Genomic DNA, 15897 nt, shown 5'->3' on the forward strand with positions numbered 1-15897 from the left:
ATGACCCCGCGCGATGCGCAAGGCGCTCATCCTCGATGACCGGAACTCCTGCCTCCCCGATGCCCATGACCTTGAAGCCCATCGCTGCCCGTGCAGCGCGTTTTGTCGTGTTCGGTGCCAGCGTGCTGCTGGTGGCCTGTGCCGGTGCCCCGAAGTCGCAGGCGCCCGTCGAGGATCGCTACACCCAGGCGGTGCGCCAGTCCGGCACCAACCCGGCGCCGGCCCCGGTCGAAGCGCCCAAGCCCCCGCCGGGTGCCGAGAACGCCGGCAAGCCCGGCTACTACACCGTCCGACCTGGCGACACGCTGATCCGCGTCGGCCTGGAAACCGGCCAGAACTGGCGCGACCTGCAGCGCTGGAACGGCCTGGACAACCCGGACCGCATCGAGGTCGGCCAGGTGCTGCGGGTGCTGCCGCCGGGACAGGATGCCAGTGCCGCCACGGTGCGTCCGGTGACCCCGCCGCGGGTGGCCGACAAGGCTGGCTCCGACAGCAAGTCCCTGCCGCCCGCCGCGGGCACCAGTGCGCCGCTGCCGGCGATCGTTCCCGTGCCGGTTCCGGTGCCTGTGCCTGCCGCGCCGGCGCCTTCGGGTGCCTCGGCGGCCCAGGGCGACGATGACCTGAACTGGCTGTGGCCGGCCCAGGGTCAGGTGGTGGCCGCCTTCGACGACAGCCGCAACAAGGGCATCGCGATCGCGGGCCGTGCGGGCGACCCGGTGATCGCCGCTGCCGATGGCCGCGTGGTCTACGCGGGCTCGGGCCTGCGGGGCTACGGCAACCTGGTCATCATCAAGCACAACGACACCTTCCTGACCGCCTACGCACACAACCAGGCGCTGCTGGTGCGCGAGGACCAGGCCGTCAAGCGCGGCCAGAAGATCGCCGAGATGGGCTCGACCGATGCCGACCGGGTGCAATTGCACTTCGAGATCCGGCGCCGCGGCAAGCCGGTCGATCCGGCCCGCTACCTTCCGAATCGCTGATATCCACCCGCCTGCAGCAGCGCCCGCCGTGCACTGCGCGGGCTTAGCCAGGCTGAGTCATGACTGCTGCGGACGAATGGTTGCTGGTCGACGCGCTCGACCTTGAAGCGCAGGGCGTCGCCCGCAACGCCGAAGGCAAGGTCGTCTTCATCGAAGGTGCCTTGCCGGGTGAACGGGTCCGCGCCCACACCAACCGGCGCAAGAACAACTGGGAGCAGGCCACGCTGGTCGAGATCGGCCGCGAGAGCCCGCAGCGTGTGCGCCCCGGCTGCCCGCATTTCGGACTGCATGCCGGCGCCTGCGGCGGCTGCAAGATGCAGCACTTCCACGCGGCGGCCCAGGTGGCCGTCAAGCAGCGGGTGCTGGAGGACAACCTCTGGCACCTCGGCAAGGTCCGCACCGAACGCCTGCTGCGGCCGGTCGAGGGCCCGACCTGGGGCTACCGCTACCGCGCCCGCCTGTCGGTGCGCCACGTCGTGAAGAAGGGCGTCGTGCTGGTCGGCTTCCACGAGCGCAAGTCGCGCTACGTGGCCGACATGCAGAGTTGCGCCGTGCTGCCGCCACACGTCAGCGCCATGCTGATGCCACTGCGCGAGCTGATCGCGTCGATGGAGGCGCGTGACCGCCTGCCGCAGATCGAGCTGGCGGTCGGCGAGTCACCGGCAGGCCTGGTGACCGCGCTGGTGCTGCGTCACCTCGAACCGTTGAGCGTTGCCGACGCGGCCCGTCTGAAGACCTTCGGGGCCGAACACGGCGTGCAGTGGTGGCTGCAGCCCAAGGGCCCGGAAACGGTCCATCGCCTCGATCCGGACGACGGCCCCGAGCTGGCCTACGGCTTGCCGGAATTCGGCCTGACGATGCCCTTCAAGCCGACCGACTTCACCCAGGTCAACCACCACATCAACCGTGTGCTGGTGGTCAAGGCCCTCGGACTGCTGGGCGTGCAACCGCAGGAGCGCGTGATCGACTGGTTCTGCGGCCTGGGCAACTTCACGCTGGCCCTGGCCACGCAGGCGCGCGAGGTGCTGGGCATCGAGGGCAGCGAGACGCTGGTCGCCCGATCGCGCGAGAACGCCACGCGCAACGGCCTGGCCGCGCGCACGCGCTTCGCGGCCCGCAACCTGTTCGAGATGGCCGCGCCCGACCTCGCGGCCTACGGCAGCGCCGAGCGCTGGCTGATCGACCCGCCGCGCGAAGGCGCCTTCGCGCTGGTCCGTGCGCTGGCTGCCGCGCGCCAGCAGCCCATCGACGGCTACGAGCCGCCGCAACGCATCGTCTACGTCAGCTGCAACCCGGCGACGCTGGCCCGCGACGCCGGCCTGCTGGTGCATCAGGCCGGCTACCGCAGCCTGGCAGCGGGCGCGGTGAACATGTTCCCGCACACGGCGCACGTCGAGTCGATCGCGGTGTTCGAGCGCATCGACGGCTGGACGCTGCCGCCCGAGGCGGCGTCGCCTGCCGATGCCTCGCCGGACGTGGTCGGATCGGTCGGCGATGGCGCCGCGCAAGCGGGCGACCTGGCCTGATCAGGCCAGCGCGGACAGCAGCTCGGTCTCGAACTCGATCTGGCTGCGGTTGTGCTGAAGCGCGGCACCGTCGACCAGGAAGGTGTCCTCGACCCGCTCGCCCAGCGTGCTGATCTTGGCCAGCTGCAGGTTGATGCGGTGCTGCGCCAGCACCCGGGCGATGCGGTAGAGCAGGCCCGAGCGATCGCTGGCCGACACCGACAGCAGCCAGCGCTGCGCCTTTTCGTCCGGCCGCAGTTGCACGCGCGGCGCGACCGGAAAGGACTTGACCCGCCGAGACAGCCTGCTGATGCCAGGTTCAGGCAGCGGCTGTTCGCTCGACAGCGCCAGCACCAGCTGGGTCTCGACCATCACGATCAGGTCGCGGTAGGCCTGGTCGATGTAGGGCGTGATGACCTGGAAGGTGTCCAGTGCATAGCCGGCCCGCGTCGTGTGCACGCGGGCGTCCAGGATGCTGAACTGGCCGCTGTCGAAGTAGCCGCAGATGCGCGCGAACAGGTCCGGCCGGTCGGGTGCGTAGACCATCACCTGCAGGCCCTCGCCGACCGGTGACAGGCGGGCGCTGACGACCGGCTTGTCGGTGTCGACGCGCTTCTTGAGCGAGCGTGCATGCCAGGCGATCTCGCCGCTGTCGTGGCGGGCGAAATAGCTCAGGTCCAGCGTCTGCCACAGCGCCTCCTGCGAGCCGGGCAGCATCGAGTGGAGCGCCAGCATCTGGCGGGCCTCCTGCTTGCGCATCTCGATGTCGGCGGCGTTGTTGGGCTGCGCACCGCCGAGCGCCCGCAGCGTCGAGCGGTAGAGGTCCTCCAGCAGCTTGCCCTTCCAGGCGTTCCAGACCTTGGGGCTGGTGCCACGGATGTCGGAGACCGTCAGCAGGTAGAGGCCGGTCAGGCGACGCGGGTCGCGCACGCGCTCGGCGAAGGCCTGGATGACCTCCGGATCGGACAGGTCCTCCTTCTGCGCCACGCGCGACATGGTCAGGTGTTCCTGCACCAGGAACTCGATGAGCTTCGCGTCGTCGCGATCGATGGCGTGGTCGCGGCAGAAGCGCCGCACCTCGACCGCGCCCAGGTCGGAGTGGTCCCCGCCACGGCCCTTGGCGACGTCGTGGAACAGCGCCGCGACGAACAGCACCCAGGGCCGGTCCCAGTGCGCCGCCAGCTGCGAGCAGAAGGGGTACTCGTGGGTGTGCTCCGGGATGAAGAAGCGCCGCACGTTGCGCAGCACCATCAGGATGTGCTGGTCCACCGTGTAGACGTGGAACAGGTCGTGCTGCATCTGGCCGACGATGCGACGGAAGACCCACAGGTAGCGGCCCAGCACCGAGGTGTTGTTCATCAGGCGCAGCGCATGGGTCTGGCCGCGCGGCTGCTGAAGGATCTCCATGAACAACCGGCGGTTCTCGGGGTCGGCGCGGAACTTCGCGTCCATCAGCTCGCGGGCGTTGTACAGCGCCCGCAGCGTGCGCACCGACAGGCCCTTGATGCCCACCGTCTGCTGGAAGGTCAGGAAGGTCTCGAGGATGGCGTGCGGGTCCTTCTCGTAGAGATCGTCGCTGGCCACCTCGACCATGCCGCCACGGTCGAAGAACTTCTCGTTGATCGGCCGCATCGCGGCATCCTGCAGGCCGTTGACGCGCTCCTCGATGTTGAGCATCAGGATCTGGTTGAGCTGCACCACCGCCTTGGCGGCCCAGTAGTAGCGCCGCATCAGCGCCTCGCTGGCGCGGCGTTCGGCGGTCGAGGTGTAGCCGAAGCTCTCGGCGACGGCGGTCTGCAGGTCGAAGACCAGGCGGTCCTCGCGTCGCTTCGCGACCATGTGCAGGCGGGCGCGGATCAGGCGCAGCAGGCCTTCGTTGCGCTGCAGCTGGCGGGCCTCGAAGCGCGTGATCAGGCCCTTGTTGGCCATCTCGGTCCAGCTGCTGCCCAGGCCGGCCGCGCAGGCCACCCAGCGCAGCACCTGCAGGTCACGCAGGCCGCCGGGACTTTCCTTGCAGTTCGGTTCGAGCGAGTAGGGCGTGTCCTCGTACTTGGTGTGGCGCTGGCGCATCTCCAGCGTCTTGGCGACAAGGAATTCGGCCGGGTCCAGGACCTCGCGGCTGCGGCGCCGGAACTGCTCGAACAGCCGCTTGCTGCCACACAGGAAGCGGCATTCGAGCATCGCCGTCTGGGTCGTGACGTCGGCCAGCGCCTCGGCCACGCATTCGTCGACGGTGCGCACGCTCGAGCCGATCTCCAGCCCGATGTCCCAGCAGGCGGTGACGAAGGCCTCGACCCTGGCGCGCTCGTCGCCGACCGGCGAGGACGCATCGGCCGGTGACAGCCCGTGCGGCATCAGCAGCAGCACGTCGACATCGGAATAGGGGTAGAGCTCGCCACGCCCGTAGCCACCGACGGCCACCAGGGCCGCGCCCTTGGGCAGCGTGGACTGATCCCACAGCTGCACCAGCACGTCGTCGATGTGTTCGGCCAGAAGGCGAACCAGCCGGGCGGCACCCGGCACGTTGGGTCGACCCTGCTTGAACTGGTCGATCAGGGACTGGCGGCCCTCGCGCACCAGGCGGCGCAGTTCGGGCAAGGGCAGGGCCGGGCGGGGGGCCGCGGCCGGTTCATTCACGACGGCGGCGTCCATCCGGTGTCCGATCGGCGTGCGTCAGGTGGCGGCCGGCGCCGGAGCCGTCGCGGTCGCGCCGGCGGTCACGAAGGCCGGGATGGGCGGGCTGCCGGCCGACACCGTCAGCACCTCGTAGCCGGTCTCGGTCACGACGATGGTGTGTTCCCATTGGGCCGACAAGGAGCGGTCGCGCGTGACGATGGTCCAGCCGTCGCCGGCCTCGCGGATGTCGCGCTTGCCGGCGTTGACCATCGGCTCGATCGTGAAGACCATGCCGGGCACCAGCTTGTCGAGCGTGCCCGGCCGGCCGTAGTGCAGCACCTGCGGTTCCTCGTGGAACTTCTGGCCGATGCCGTGGCCGCAGAACTCGCGCACCACGCTCAGGCCCTGGTTCTCGACAAAGGTCTGGATGGCATGGCCGATGTCGCCGAGCGTGACGCCGGGACGGACCTTCTGGATGCCCTTCCACATCGCCTCGTAGGTCAGCTGGCACAGCCGCTTCGAGGCGATCGAGCCCTCGCCGATGATGAACATGCGGCTGGTGTCGCCGTGCCAGCCGTCCTTGATGACGGTGACGTCGATGTTGACGATGTCGCCGTTCTTCAGCGGCTTGTCGTTCGGGATGCCGTGGCAGACCTGGTGGTTGATCGAGGTGCAGATCGACTTCGGGTAGGGCGTGTAACCCGGCGGCGTGTAGTTCAGCGGCGCCGGGATGGCCTTCTGGACGTTCACGATGTGGTCGTGCGCCAGCTTGTCCAACTCGTTGGTGGTGATGCCGGCACGCACGTGCGGCGTCAGCATGTCCAGCACCTCGGAGGCGAGGCGCCCGGCCACGCGCATCGCCTCGATGTCGGCGGCGGTCTTGATGGTGATCGTCATAAGCCTGGAATTATTGCATCGGCCCTCGTCCGCGGTCGCGGTGCGGATGAGCGTCAGAGGCCCGCGAAGGCCGGGAGAATGGGGCCATGACGCAGACCGGAAGCCCCCTCGACATCAACCTGGACGACGACCCGCAGGCCACCGGCCCGACGTCCGAGGGCAGCCCGTCCATCGCCTACATCGACCAGGTCGACTGCGTGGTGGTCGGTGCCGGCGTGATCGGCCTGGCGATCGCCCGCTCGCTCGCCCGCAGCGGCCGCGAGGTCGTGCTGATCGAGGCCGCCGCCACCTGGGGCAGCGCGACCAGCTCGCGCAGCAGCGAGGTGGTGCACGCCGGCATCTACCACCCCGCCGGCTCGCTCAAGGCCCGGCTGTGCGTGCGGGGCCGGCACCTGCTGAGCGCCTGGTGCGCGGACCACGGCGTGCCGATGCAGCGTTGCGGCAAGCTGATCGTGGCCACCTCCGAGGCGCAGCTGCCCGAGCTGCAGCGCCTGCTCGACCAGTCGCGCGCCAATGGCCTGCACGACCGCGAGGCGCTCGAACACCTGACCGCCGCGCAGGCCCGTGCGGTCGAGCCGGCGCTGGCGTGCGTCGGCGCGCTGTGGTCACCCGCCACCGGGATCATCGACAGCCACGCGCTGATGACCTCGCTGCTGGGCGATGCGGAAGCCGCCGGCGCGGTGCTCGCGCTCGGCTCGCCGCTGCGCCAGGCCGAACGGTTCGAGCAGCACTGGCTGCTGCGGGTAGGCTCGCTCGATGAGGACGTCGGCCAGTCGCCCAGCTGGCTGCGCTGCCGCGAGCTGGTCAACGCGGCCGGGCTGTGGGCGCCGCAGCTGTCGCGCCGGATCGGGCCGCGCCCGGCCTCGGCGCCCGCGCTGCCGGGCCTGCACCTGTGCAAGGGCAACTACTTCAGCCTGGCGGTGCGCTCTCCCTTTGACCGCCTGATCTACCCGGTGCCCGAGGCCGACGGCCTGGGCGTGCACCTGACGCTGGACCTGGGCGGGCAGGCGCGCTTCGGGCCGGACGTCGAGTGGCTGGACAACATCGCCGACCCGGCCGAGATCGACTACCAGGTCCATCCGGGCCGCGTGGCCGGTCTGGCCGAGTCGATCCGGCGCTACTGGCCCGGCCTGCCGGACGACGCGCTGCGGCCCGACTACGCCGGCGTGCGGCCCAAGCTGGCCGGACCGGGCCAGCCGGCGGGCGACTTCCGCATCGACGGGCCAGCGCAGCACGGCATGCCGGGCCTGGTCGAGCTGTTCGGCATCGAGTCGCCCGGCCTGACGGCCAGTCTGGCGATTGCCGAACACGTCGCCGACTTGCTGGACGCCGGCCTCACCTAAAATCCGCGCCGCCGCAGCCGGGCCTTTCCCGGCTGTCTGTCTTTTTGTGCCCCGGCGAGCCCGGCCAAAGCCCTGGCCCGGTCGCCCCAGCCTAGCGGGACCCTTGCGCGTGTCGACCTCCTCCAGCTTCAGCCCCCAGTTCATGCACTTCGAGGGCGGCAACGCCCTTTCGGCCTTCCGCGCCCAGGCGCTGCTGCCTCGCCTGCAGGCCATCGACGAGCGCATCGTCGCGGTCCGGGCCCGCCATGTGCACTGGGTCCAGGCCGATGCGCCGCTGGCCGATGACGAGCGCCAGAAGCTGGCCGCGCTGCTGACCTACGGCGACCCGTGCGAGGCCGATGCCGGCTCGGCCGACGACGCGCTGATCGTCGTCATGCCGCGCCTGGGCACCGTCTCGCCCTGGGCCTCCAAGGCCACCGACATCGCCCACAACTGCGGCCTGGGCATCCACCGCGTCGAGCGAGTCACCGAATTCCGCATCGGCTTGAAGACCGGCGGCGTGCGCGGCGTGATCGACAGCCTGCGCGGCGCGACGCCCAGCCTGTCCGCCGACGCCTGGCAGGCCTGCGCGCAGCTGCTGCACGACCGCATGACCGAGAGCGTGGCGGCCGAGCGCGAGGCCGCGCGCCACCTGTTCGATGCCCAGCAGGCCGAGCCGATGGCCCATGTCGACGTGCTGGGGCAGGGCCGCTCGGCACTGGTCGCGGCCAACAAGGACTTCGGCCTGGCCCTCAGCGAAGACGAGATCGACTACCTTGTGGCCGCCTTCACCGGCCTGAAGCGCAATCCCAGCGACGTCGAGCTGATGATGTTCGCGCAGGCCAACTCCGAGCACTGCCGCCACAAGATCTTCAACGCCGAATTCATCGTCGACGGCCAGAAACAGCCGCTGTCGATGTTCGGGATGATCCGCAACACCGAGAAGCTCGCGCCGCAATCGACGATCGTGGCCTACAGCGACAACGCCGCGGTGATGACCGGCGGCCCGCTGCAGCGCTGGCTGCCGGTCGACGGCGAGCCCGGCGGCGGTACGCCGCGCTACGTCGCCCGCGACGAGGTCGGCCATGTGCTGATGAAGGTCGAGACCCACAACCACCCGACCGCGATCTCGCCCTTCCCAGGCGCGTCGACCGGCGCCGGCGGCGAGATCCGCGACGAGGGCGCGACCGGCCGAGGCTCCAAGCCCAAGGCCGGCCTGACCGGCTTCTCGGTCTCCAACCTGCACCTGCCCGGCACCGACGAGCCGTGGGAACGCGCGCCGGTCGGCAAGCCCGAGCACATCGCCAGCGCGCTGCAGATCATGATCGACGGCCCGCTCGGCTGCGCCGCCTTTAACAACGAGTTCGGCCGGCCCAACCTGGCGGGCTATTTCCGGGTCTTCGACCAGGACGTGGCCGGCGTGCGCCGCGGCTACCACAAGCCCATCATGATCGCCGGCGGCCTGGGCACCATCGCCGAGGGCCAGACCCACAAGCTGCCCTTCGGCGCCGGCACGCTGCTGATCCAGCTGGGTGGCCCGGGCATGCGCATCGGCATGGGCGGCGGCGCGGCCAGCTCGATGGCGGCGGGCACCAATGCCGCGTCGCTGGACTTCGACTCGGTCCAGCGCGGCAACCCGGAGATCCAGCGCCGCGCGCAGGAGGTCATCAACCACTGCTGGACCCTGGGCGCGGCCAACCCGATCCTGGCGATCCACGACGTTGGTGCGGGCGGCATCAGCAACGCCTTCCCCGAACTGGTCGACGGCGCCGGCAAGGGCGCGACCTTCGACATGCGCCAGGTGCCGCTGGAGGAGACCGGCCTCGCACCCAAGGAGATCTGGTGCAACGAGAGCCAGGAACGCTACGTGCTGGCGATCGCGCCCGAAAGCCTGCCCCTGTTCACCGCGCTGGCCGAGCGTGAGCGTTGCCCGTTCGCCGTCATCGGCACCGCCACCGACGAGCTGTCGCTGGTGCTGGAGGACGGCCCCGGCGGTGATCGCCCGATCGACATGCCGATGGATGTGCTGCTGGGCAAGCCGCCCAAGATGACCCGCGACGTCACCCGTGTTGCCCGCCAGGGTCGGCCACTGGACCTGACCGGCGTGGCGCTCGGCGAGGTCGCCTTGAGCGTGCTGCGTCACCCGAGCGTGGCCTCCAAGCGCTTCCTGATCACGATCGGCGACCGCAGCGTCGGCGGCCTGAGCCACCGCGACCAGATGGTCGGCCCCTGGCAGGTGCCGGTGGCCGACTGCGCCGTCACGCTGGCCGACTACGCCGGCTTCCGTGGCGAGGCCATGAGCATGGGCGAGCGCACGCCGCTGGCTGCGCTGGACGCGCCGGCGTCCGGCCGCATGGCGGTGGCCGAGGCCATCACCAACCTGCTGGCCGCGCCGTTCGAGCTGTCGCGCGTCAAGCTCAGCGCCAACTGGATGGCCGCCTGTGGCGAGGCCGGCGAGGACGCGGCCCTCTACGACACCGTGCGAGCGGTCGGCATGGAGCTGTGCCCGGCGCTGGGCATCGGCATCCCGGTCGGCAAGGATTCGCTGTCCATGCGCACCCGCTGGACCGACGCTGGCGGCGAGGCCCGCCAGGTCGTGGCGCCGGTGTCGCTGATCGTCACCGCCTTCGTTTCGCTGGACGACGTGCGCGGCACGCTGACGCCGCAGCTGCGCACCGACACGCCGGCCGGCACCGACACCACGCTGATCCTGATCGACCTGGGCCAGGGCCGCAGCCGCATGGGCGGCTCGATCCTGGCGCAGGTGCTGGGCCAGTTCGGCGACACCGTGCCCGACCTGGACGAGCCGACCCAGCTCAAGGCGCTGGTCGACGCGATCCAGCAGCTCCGCACCGAAGGCAAGCTGCTGGCGTACCACGACCGCAGCGACGGCGGCCTGTGGGCGGCGGCCTGCGAGATGGCCTTCGCCGGCCAGGCCGGTGTCAGCCTCAACGTCGACCTGCTGGTCACCGAGGGCGACGGCATCAGCGACAGCCGCGCCGACACCGGCGACTCGAAGAACTGGGCCGGCCAGGTCGCCGAGCGTCGCAACGAGCTGACGCTCAAGGCGCTGTTCAACGAAGAGCTCGGCGCCGTCATCCAGGTGCCGACCGGCAGGCGTGACGAGGTGCTGCAGACGCTGCGTGCGCACGGCCTGTCGCGCCACAGCCATGTCGTGGGCAAGACCAACGACCGCCGCGTCGTCGAGGTCTGGCGCGATGCCAAGGCCGTCTACGCCGCGCCGCTGCAGGACCTGCAGCAGGCCTGGGACCAGGTCAGCTGGCGCATCGCCGCGCTGCGCGACAACCCGGCCTGCGCCGACAGCGAACACGCGCTGGCCGGCACGCTGCAGGACGGCGGGCTGCACGTCGCGCCGACCTTCGATCCGGCCGAGGACGTGGCCGCGCCGTTCATCGCCAAGGCGCGGCCCAAGGTCGCGATCCTGCGCGAGCAGGGCGTCAACTCGCATGTCGAGATGGCCTACGCGATGGCCCAGGCCGGCTTCGACACCCACGACGTGCACATGAGCGACCTGCAGTCCGGCCGTGCCGCGCTCAACGGCTTCCAGGGCTTCGTCGCCTGCGGCGGCTTCAGCTACGGCGACACGCTCGGTGCCGGCGAGGGCTGGGCCCGGTCGGTGCTGTTCAACCCGCGCCTGGCCGAGCAGTTCGAGGGCTTCTTCGGCCGCAGCGACACCTTCGCGCTGGGCGTGTGCAACGGCTGCCAGATGATGGCCGCGCTCAGTCCCATCATCCCGGGCGCGCAGCACTGGCCGAAGTTCACCCGCAACAAGAGCGAGCAGTTCGAGGCCCGTGTCTCGCTGGTCGAGGTGCTCGACAGCCCGTCGATCTTCTTCCAGGGCATGGCCGGCAGCCGCCTGCCGATCGCGGTCGCGCACGGCGAAGGCTATGCCGACTTCTCGCAGCGCGGCGACGCCGGCCAGGTGCTGCGGGCGATGCGCTACGTCGACGGCGCCGGCCGGCCGACCGAGACCTACCCGCTCAACCCGAACGGCAGCCCGGACGGCCTGACCTCGGTCACCACCGCCGACGGCCGATTCACCGTGCTGATGCCGCATCCGGAACGGGTCTTCCGCAACGTGCAGATGAGCTGGACCTCGGGCGACGTCAGTGCGCGCAGTCCCTGGGCGCGCATGTTCGGCAACGCCCGTCGCTGGGTCGGCTGAACGGTCGGCCCAAAGGCGCTTGCGCCATGAACAAGGCCGGTCTTGGACCGGCCTTTTCTGTTGCTGCAGGCAACGTTCAGGCCGTCAGCCGACGCCCCAGGATGGCCGCGCGCAGCATCGCGGCGACCGCCGGCGCGTCATCGGGCAGGGCGGCAACCCTGTCCTGCTCGATGGCCAGCAGGATCCACTCGGACAGCATGCCGATCAGCGCGGCGGCCTCGGGCGCCGGCAGCGTCACGCCCTGTGTGGCGGCGCTGTGCTGGATCGCCTCGGCCAGCGCGTCGAGGTTGGCCCGCCGTGCCCGCAGGCCCTCGGGGCCCAGCGACAGCACCTCCATGAACAGCGCGCGCATCAGCAGCGGCCGCGTCGCCAGGTGCGTGAGGTAGCGCCGCACCGCGCGTTCGACCTGCTCGGACCAGCTCAGGCCCTCGGCATCGTCCAGGCCGAGCTGGCGGCGACTGGCTTCGCTGGCGCTCTCGTAGAGCGCGATCATGCAGGCCTGCTTGTCCTCGAAATGCTCGTAGAACGTGCGCTTGGAGACATGCGCCGCCGCCGCGATGTCGGCGATCGTTGTCTGCGCATAGCCCTGCCGCGCGACGCAGACCGCGAGCGCATCCAGCAACCGGCGCGGGTGGTGGCGCCGGCTGTGGATCGAATCGGCGCGTGAGCCGAACGCCGGCATGCTGGCCGGCTTGGCGTCGATGACAGTGTTCATGAGCGAGCCCCCTTCAACGATCGTAGCGAGCACGCCGTGACATCACCACCCGCGAGCACGGGTGGTCACAACCGCATCGGGGTGTTGCACCTCGATGCGGGCGCGGTGGCTCCGGATCAGCCGAAGAACTCTTCGCGACGCAGGTAGCGCCACTGGCCCGGCGGCAGGTGGCCGAGCACCACGCTGCCGATGCGCACGCGCTTGAGGCCGACCACCGTCAGCCCGACAAGTTCGCACATGCGGCGGATCTGGCGCTTGCGGCCCTCGCGCAGCACGAAGCGCAGCTGGTCCTCGTTGGCCCAGCTGACCTTGGCCGGCTTGAGCTTGTGGCCGTCGAGTTCGAGGCCGTGGTTGAGCAGCGCCAGGCCTTCGTCGGACAGCTGGCCGCCGCCTTCCTTGACCACGCGCACGAGGTATTCCTTCTCGATGGTCGAGTCCTCGCCGATCAGCTGGCGCGCGACCCGGCCGTCCTGAGTCAGCACCAGCAGGCCGACCGAATCGATGTCCAGCCGGCCGGCCGGCGCCAGGCCGCGCAGGTGGCCCGGATGCCAGCGCGTGCCGCTCTTGTCCTCGGCCCACTGGTTCTCGGGCTTGAGCAGCACGATGGCCGGCTCGTGGCCGTCCTCGGCCTGGCCGCTGACGTAGCCGATCGGCTTGTTCAGCAGGATGGTGACGCGCTGGGCCTGCTGCTGGTGCGCGGCCGGGTCGATCTCGATGCGGGCTTCCGGGCCGACGCGCTGGCCGAGCACGGCCATCTTGCCGTCGACGCGGACCCAGCCGGCCTCGATCCAGGTGTCGGCCTCGCGGCGCGAGGCCAGGCCCAGCGCGGTCATGCGCTTGGACAGGCGATCGCCCTCGGCGCGGTGCTCGGGCGCCGCCTCGGCGTCCGCCGCCGGGGCAGGGTGGCCCAGGGCGGCCGCACGGGCCTTCAGGCGTTCGGACGGCCGCACGAAGGGTCGGTCTGGCCGGTCGAATCCAGGTCGATCAAATCCGGGTCGATCGAATCCGGGCCGAGTCGGACGACCGACATCGGACCGATCGCCACGGTCGTCACGGCGGCCTTGCGGCGCCGGCGTGTCGCGGCCGTAGCCGGGACCCGGGCCGCGATCGGGCCAGCGCCGCTCGTCCGGTGCCGGGCCGGCGCGGCGGTCGTCGACCCGCGGGCCGGGTCGGCCGGGCTGACCGGGGTAAGCCGGCGAGCCTTGCGGTCCACGCCCGCCTTGCGGTCCGCGCGGGGCACGCTCGTCGCGCCAGGGCTGCTGGGAAGGTGCCCCGGCGCCACGGGGCTCGAACGGCCGGCGATCGTCGCCACGCGGGCCGGCCGGCGGGCCGCGACGGTCGTCCCTCGGGCCGGAACGGGGATCCTGATGGCGCGGGTCGAAGCGGGGTTCGTGGCGGGGTTCATGGCGGGGCGGGCCATCGCGTCGATCGTCACGTCGTTCATCCCGGCGCGGATCGCCGTGCGGACCGCCACGGTTTGGCTCACGCGGACCACGTCCGGGCTCGCCGCGGGGGTCGAATCGTCCCTCGGGGCGGCCTTCGCGGCGGGGTCCGGATGGGCCGCCGGGCGGGCCTCCTTGCGGGCCTCGATGCGGTCCGCCCATCGGCCCGCGGCGGTCATCGCGCCATTCCTGACGTGGACCCTGGCGTGGATCCTGGCGAGGTGTGCCGAACTGGCCGTGGCCCTGGCCTTGATCGGACCCCGAGCGTTCACGGAAGGCCTCTTCGCGCTGGGCGCGTTCGGCTTGCGCCTGGGCCAACGTGGGTCGCTGGCGGGCGGCGGCGTTGCCTCGCACGGGACTGCGACGGGGTCCGCCCGGGCCGTTGTTCGACGAGGGCAAGCCGGCATCGGGCGATTTCTTCAACTTGAGCGTGACCATGTGGGCAGGTGCGTGGAGGCGGTCATTCGGGGGGCGTGCAGACCCTGTGCTAAGGTCTTCCCGCTGTGATCGATGCAGCCCCGCTGGACGGGGCTTTTTCATGTCTGGAACTGGATGCGCCGGCTCGGCGCCAAGGGAGTGCGTGTGGATCTCGTCTTGCTGATCAAGGCTGCGGTGATGGGTGTGGTCGAGGGATTGACCGAGTTCCTGCCCATCTCCAGCACCGGCCACCTGATCCTGGCCGGCTCCCTGCTGGGCTTCACCGACGACAAGAGCAAGGTCTTCGACATCGCGATCCAGGCGGGTGCGATTGTCGCCGTGATCCTGGTCTATTGGCAGCGCCTGCGCGAGACCGCGCAAGGGCTGGGTTCGGATGCCCGGGCACGGCGTTTCGTCCTCAACGTCGCGATCGGCTTCTTTCCGGCCGTCGTGCTGGGCCTGCTGTTCGGCAAGGCCATCAAGGCCCACCTGTTCACGCCGGTCGTCGTGGCCAGCACCTTCATCATCGGTGGCCTGGTCATCCTGTGGGCCGAGAAGCGCAGCCAGCGCAGCGTTCGCATTGCCAGCGTCGATGACATGCAGCCGCTGGACGCGCTCAAGGTCGGCGTGGTTCAGTGCCTGGCGATGATTCCGGGCACCAGCCGCTCGGGTGCGACCATCATCGGCGGCATGCTGCTGGGCCTGTCACGCCAGGCGGCGACCGACTTCAGCTTCTTCCTGGCCATCCCCACGCTGATCGGCGCAGGCGCCTACAGCCTCTACAAGGAACGGGCGCTGCTCTCGGTGGCCGACCTGCCGATGTTCGCCGTCGGCCTGGTCTTCTCGTTCCTGTTCGCCTGGCTGTGCGTGCGCTGGCTGCTGCGCTACGTGGCCACGCACAACTTCGTGCCCTTCGCCTGGTACCGCATCGCCTTTGGCATCGTCGTGCTGGTGACGGCCGCCAACGGCTGGGTCACCTGGTCGGAATGAGCGCCTGACGCGGCTCAGTCGGCCTCGCCACCGGGGCGCCTGAACACCAGGTCCCAGACCCCGTGGCCGAGCCGGATGCCGCGCTGCTCGAACTTCGTCAGCGGCCGGTAGTCGGGCCGAGGCGCATAGCCCGGCGCCGCCTCGGCGGTGTTGACGAGGCCGGGCTCGGCCGACAGCACCTCGAGCATCTGCTCGGCATAGGGCTGCCAGTCGGTCGCGCAGTGCAGGTAGCCACCGGGCTTCAGGCGCGACACCAGCTTCGCGACGAAGCCGGCCTGGATCAGGCGGCGCTTGTTGTGCTTTTTCTTGTGCCACGGGTCCGGGAAGAACACATGCACCCCGGCCAGCGAGCCGGGCGTGATCATGTGCTCCAGCACCTCGACGGCATCGTGCTGGACGATGCGCAGGTTGCCCAGTTCGCGTTCGCAGATCAGCTTGAGCAGCGCCCCGACGCCCGGCGTGTGCACCTCGATGCCGATGAAGTCGTCGCCCGGCCGCGAGGCCGCGATCTCGGCCGTCGCGCCGCCCATGCCGAAGCCGATCTCGACGATGGTGTCCGCCTGACGACCGAAGGTCTGCGCCAGGTCCAGCGGCTCGGCACGGTAGGGCAGCACGAAGCGCGGCCCCAGGTCGGCCAGCGCCTTCTGCTGCCCGGTACCCATGCGCCCGGCCCGCAGCACGAAGCTGCGGATGGCCCGCTGCGGGTGGGCCGGCGTCGGGTCGTCGGGCAACGCGGACGGCATCGGCTGGGTCGGATCTTGGTCAGTGCTCATGGCTCGGAAACGACGAAGCCGGCACAGGCCGGCTTCTGGTGGATCACGTGA

11 protein-coding genes are annotated in these 15897 nt (G+C 70.6%); 5 read left to right on the forward strand and 6 right to left on the reverse strand.

What is annotated here, in order from left to right; all coding sequences use genetic code 11:
• The first annotated feature begins 65 nt into the window (after window positions 1–65).
• Complete coding sequence (locus Q8X39_RS02635; protein WP_305748061.1) at window positions 66–983, forward strand: peptidoglycan DD-metalloendopeptidase family protein; 918 nt, start codon at window positions 66–68, stop codon at window positions 981–983.
• A 59-nt stretch (window positions 984–1042) separates the two neighbouring features.
• Entirely contained in the window at window positions 1043–2509 is a 1467-nt protein-coding gene (gene rlmD / locus Q8X39_RS02640) for a 23S rRNA (uracil(1939)-C(5))-methyltransferase RlmD (RefSeq protein ID WP_305748062.1), read from the forward strand.
• Here the strand turns inward: rlmD and Q8X39_RS02645 are convergent, their stop codons facing one another.
• Window positions 2510–5140 (reverse strand): [protein-PII] uridylyltransferase, encoded by a 2631-nt coding sequence (locus Q8X39_RS02645; RefSeq protein WP_305748063.1) that lies wholly within the window; start codon window positions 5138–5140, stop codon window positions 2510–2512.
• A gap of 21 nt (window positions 5141–5161) precedes the next feature.
• Window positions 5162–6049: a type I methionyl aminopeptidase gene (gene map, locus Q8X39_RS02650; protein WP_305748268.1), complete on the reverse strand. Its 888-nt coding sequence runs from the start codon at window positions 6047–6049 to the stop codon at window positions 5162–5164.
• 131 nt (window positions 6050–6180) lie between these two features.
• Between map and Q8X39_RS02655 the strand changes: the two genes are divergently transcribed.
• Both Q8X39_RS02655 and purL read left to right on the forward strand, forming a co-directional pair.
• A complete protein-coding gene (locus tag Q8X39_RS02655) occupies window positions 6181–7344 on the forward strand; it encodes an NAD(P)/FAD-dependent oxidoreductase (protein ID WP_305748269.1) in 1164 nt (387 codons plus the stop codon).
• 142 nt (window positions 7345–7486) lie between these two features.
• Window positions 7487–11509, forward strand: coding sequence for a phosphoribosylformylglycinamidine synthase (gene purL, locus Q8X39_RS02660; RefSeq protein WP_305748270.1), 4023 nt, complete (start codon window positions 7487–7489; stop codon window positions 11507–11509).
• A gap of 76 nt (window positions 11510–11585) precedes the next feature.
• Here the strand turns inward: purL and Q8X39_RS02665 are convergent, their stop codons facing one another.
• The 3 genes from Q8X39_RS02665 to Q8X39_RS02675 all read right to left on the reverse strand — a co-directional run bounded on the left by Q8X39_RS02665 (window position 11586) and on the right by Q8X39_RS02675 (window position 13845).
• The gene (locus Q8X39_RS02665; protein ID WP_305748064.1) at window positions 11586–12224 is read right to left on the reverse strand and encodes a TetR/AcrR family transcriptional regulator; all 639 of its coding nucleotides are present in this window, start codon (window positions 12222–12224) and stop codon (window positions 11586–11588) included.
• Between the two features lie 116 nt (window positions 12225–12340).
• On the reverse strand, window positions 12341–13174 hold the full coding sequence (locus tag Q8X39_RS02670) for a pseudouridine synthase (RefSeq protein ID WP_305748065.1): 834 nt from the start codon (window positions 13172–13174) through the stop codon (window positions 12341–12343).
• Window positions 13153–13845 carry a hypothetical protein gene (locus Q8X39_RS02675; RefSeq protein WP_305748066.1) on the reverse strand — a complete coding sequence of 231 codons (693 nt, stop codon included), beginning with the start codon at window positions 13843–13845 and terminating at the stop codon, window positions 13153–13155. The genes Q8X39_RS02670 and Q8X39_RS02675 overlap by 22 nt, the downstream gene beginning before the upstream one ends.
• 403 nt (window positions 13846–14248) lie before the next feature.
• Between Q8X39_RS02675 and Q8X39_RS02680 the strand changes: the two genes are divergently transcribed.
• Window positions 14249–15073: an undecaprenyl-diphosphate phosphatase gene (locus Q8X39_RS02680; protein ID WP_305748067.1), complete on the forward strand. Its 825-nt coding sequence runs from the start codon at window positions 14249–14251 to the stop codon at window positions 15071–15073.
• 14 nt (window positions 15074–15087) lie between these two features.
• On the opposite strand, the gene trmB is transcribed toward Q8X39_RS02680, so the two are convergent.
• Window positions 15088–15816, reverse strand: coding sequence for a tRNA (guanosine(46)-N7)-methyltransferase TrmB (gene trmB, locus Q8X39_RS02685; RefSeq protein WP_305748271.1), 729 nt, complete (start codon window positions 15814–15816; stop codon window positions 15088–15090).
• Window positions 15817–15897: the final 81 nt, after the last annotated feature.

This window comes from Leptothrix discophora (assembly GCF_030705305.1).
In the GTDB taxonomy this organism is placed as follows: domain Bacteria; phylum Pseudomonadota; class Gammaproteobacteria; order Burkholderiales; family Burkholderiaceae_C; genus Sphaerotilus; species Sphaerotilus discophorus.

Coding starts and splice junctions, on each gene's coding strand:
- Q8X39_RS02665 (WP_305748064.1), bottom strand. CDS start 12,224: ATGAACACTGTCATCGACGCCAAGCCGGCCAGCATGCCGGCGTTCGGC.
- Q8X39_RS02645 (WP_305748063.1), bottom strand. CDS start 5,140: ATGGACGCCGCCGTCGTGAATGAACCGGCCGCGGCCCCCCGCCCGGCC.
- Q8X39_RS02635 (WP_305748061.1), top strand. CDS start 66: ATGACCTTGAAGCCCATCGCTGCCCGTGCAGCGCGTTTTGTCGTGTTC.
- purL (WP_305748270.1), top strand. CDS start 7,487: ATGCACTTCGAGGGCGGCAACGCCCTTTCGGCCTTCCGCGCCCAGGCG.
- Q8X39_RS02675 (WP_305748066.1), bottom strand. CDS start 13,845: ATGACCGCCGCGGGCCGATGGGCGGACCGCATCGAGGCCCGCAAGGAG.
- trmB (WP_305748271.1), bottom strand. CDS start 15,816: ATGCCGTCCGCGTTGCCCGACGACCCGACGCCGGCCCACCCGCAGCGG.
- rlmD (WP_305748062.1), top strand. CDS start 1,043: ATGACTGCTGCGGACGAATGGTTGCTGGTCGACGCGCTCGACCTTGAA.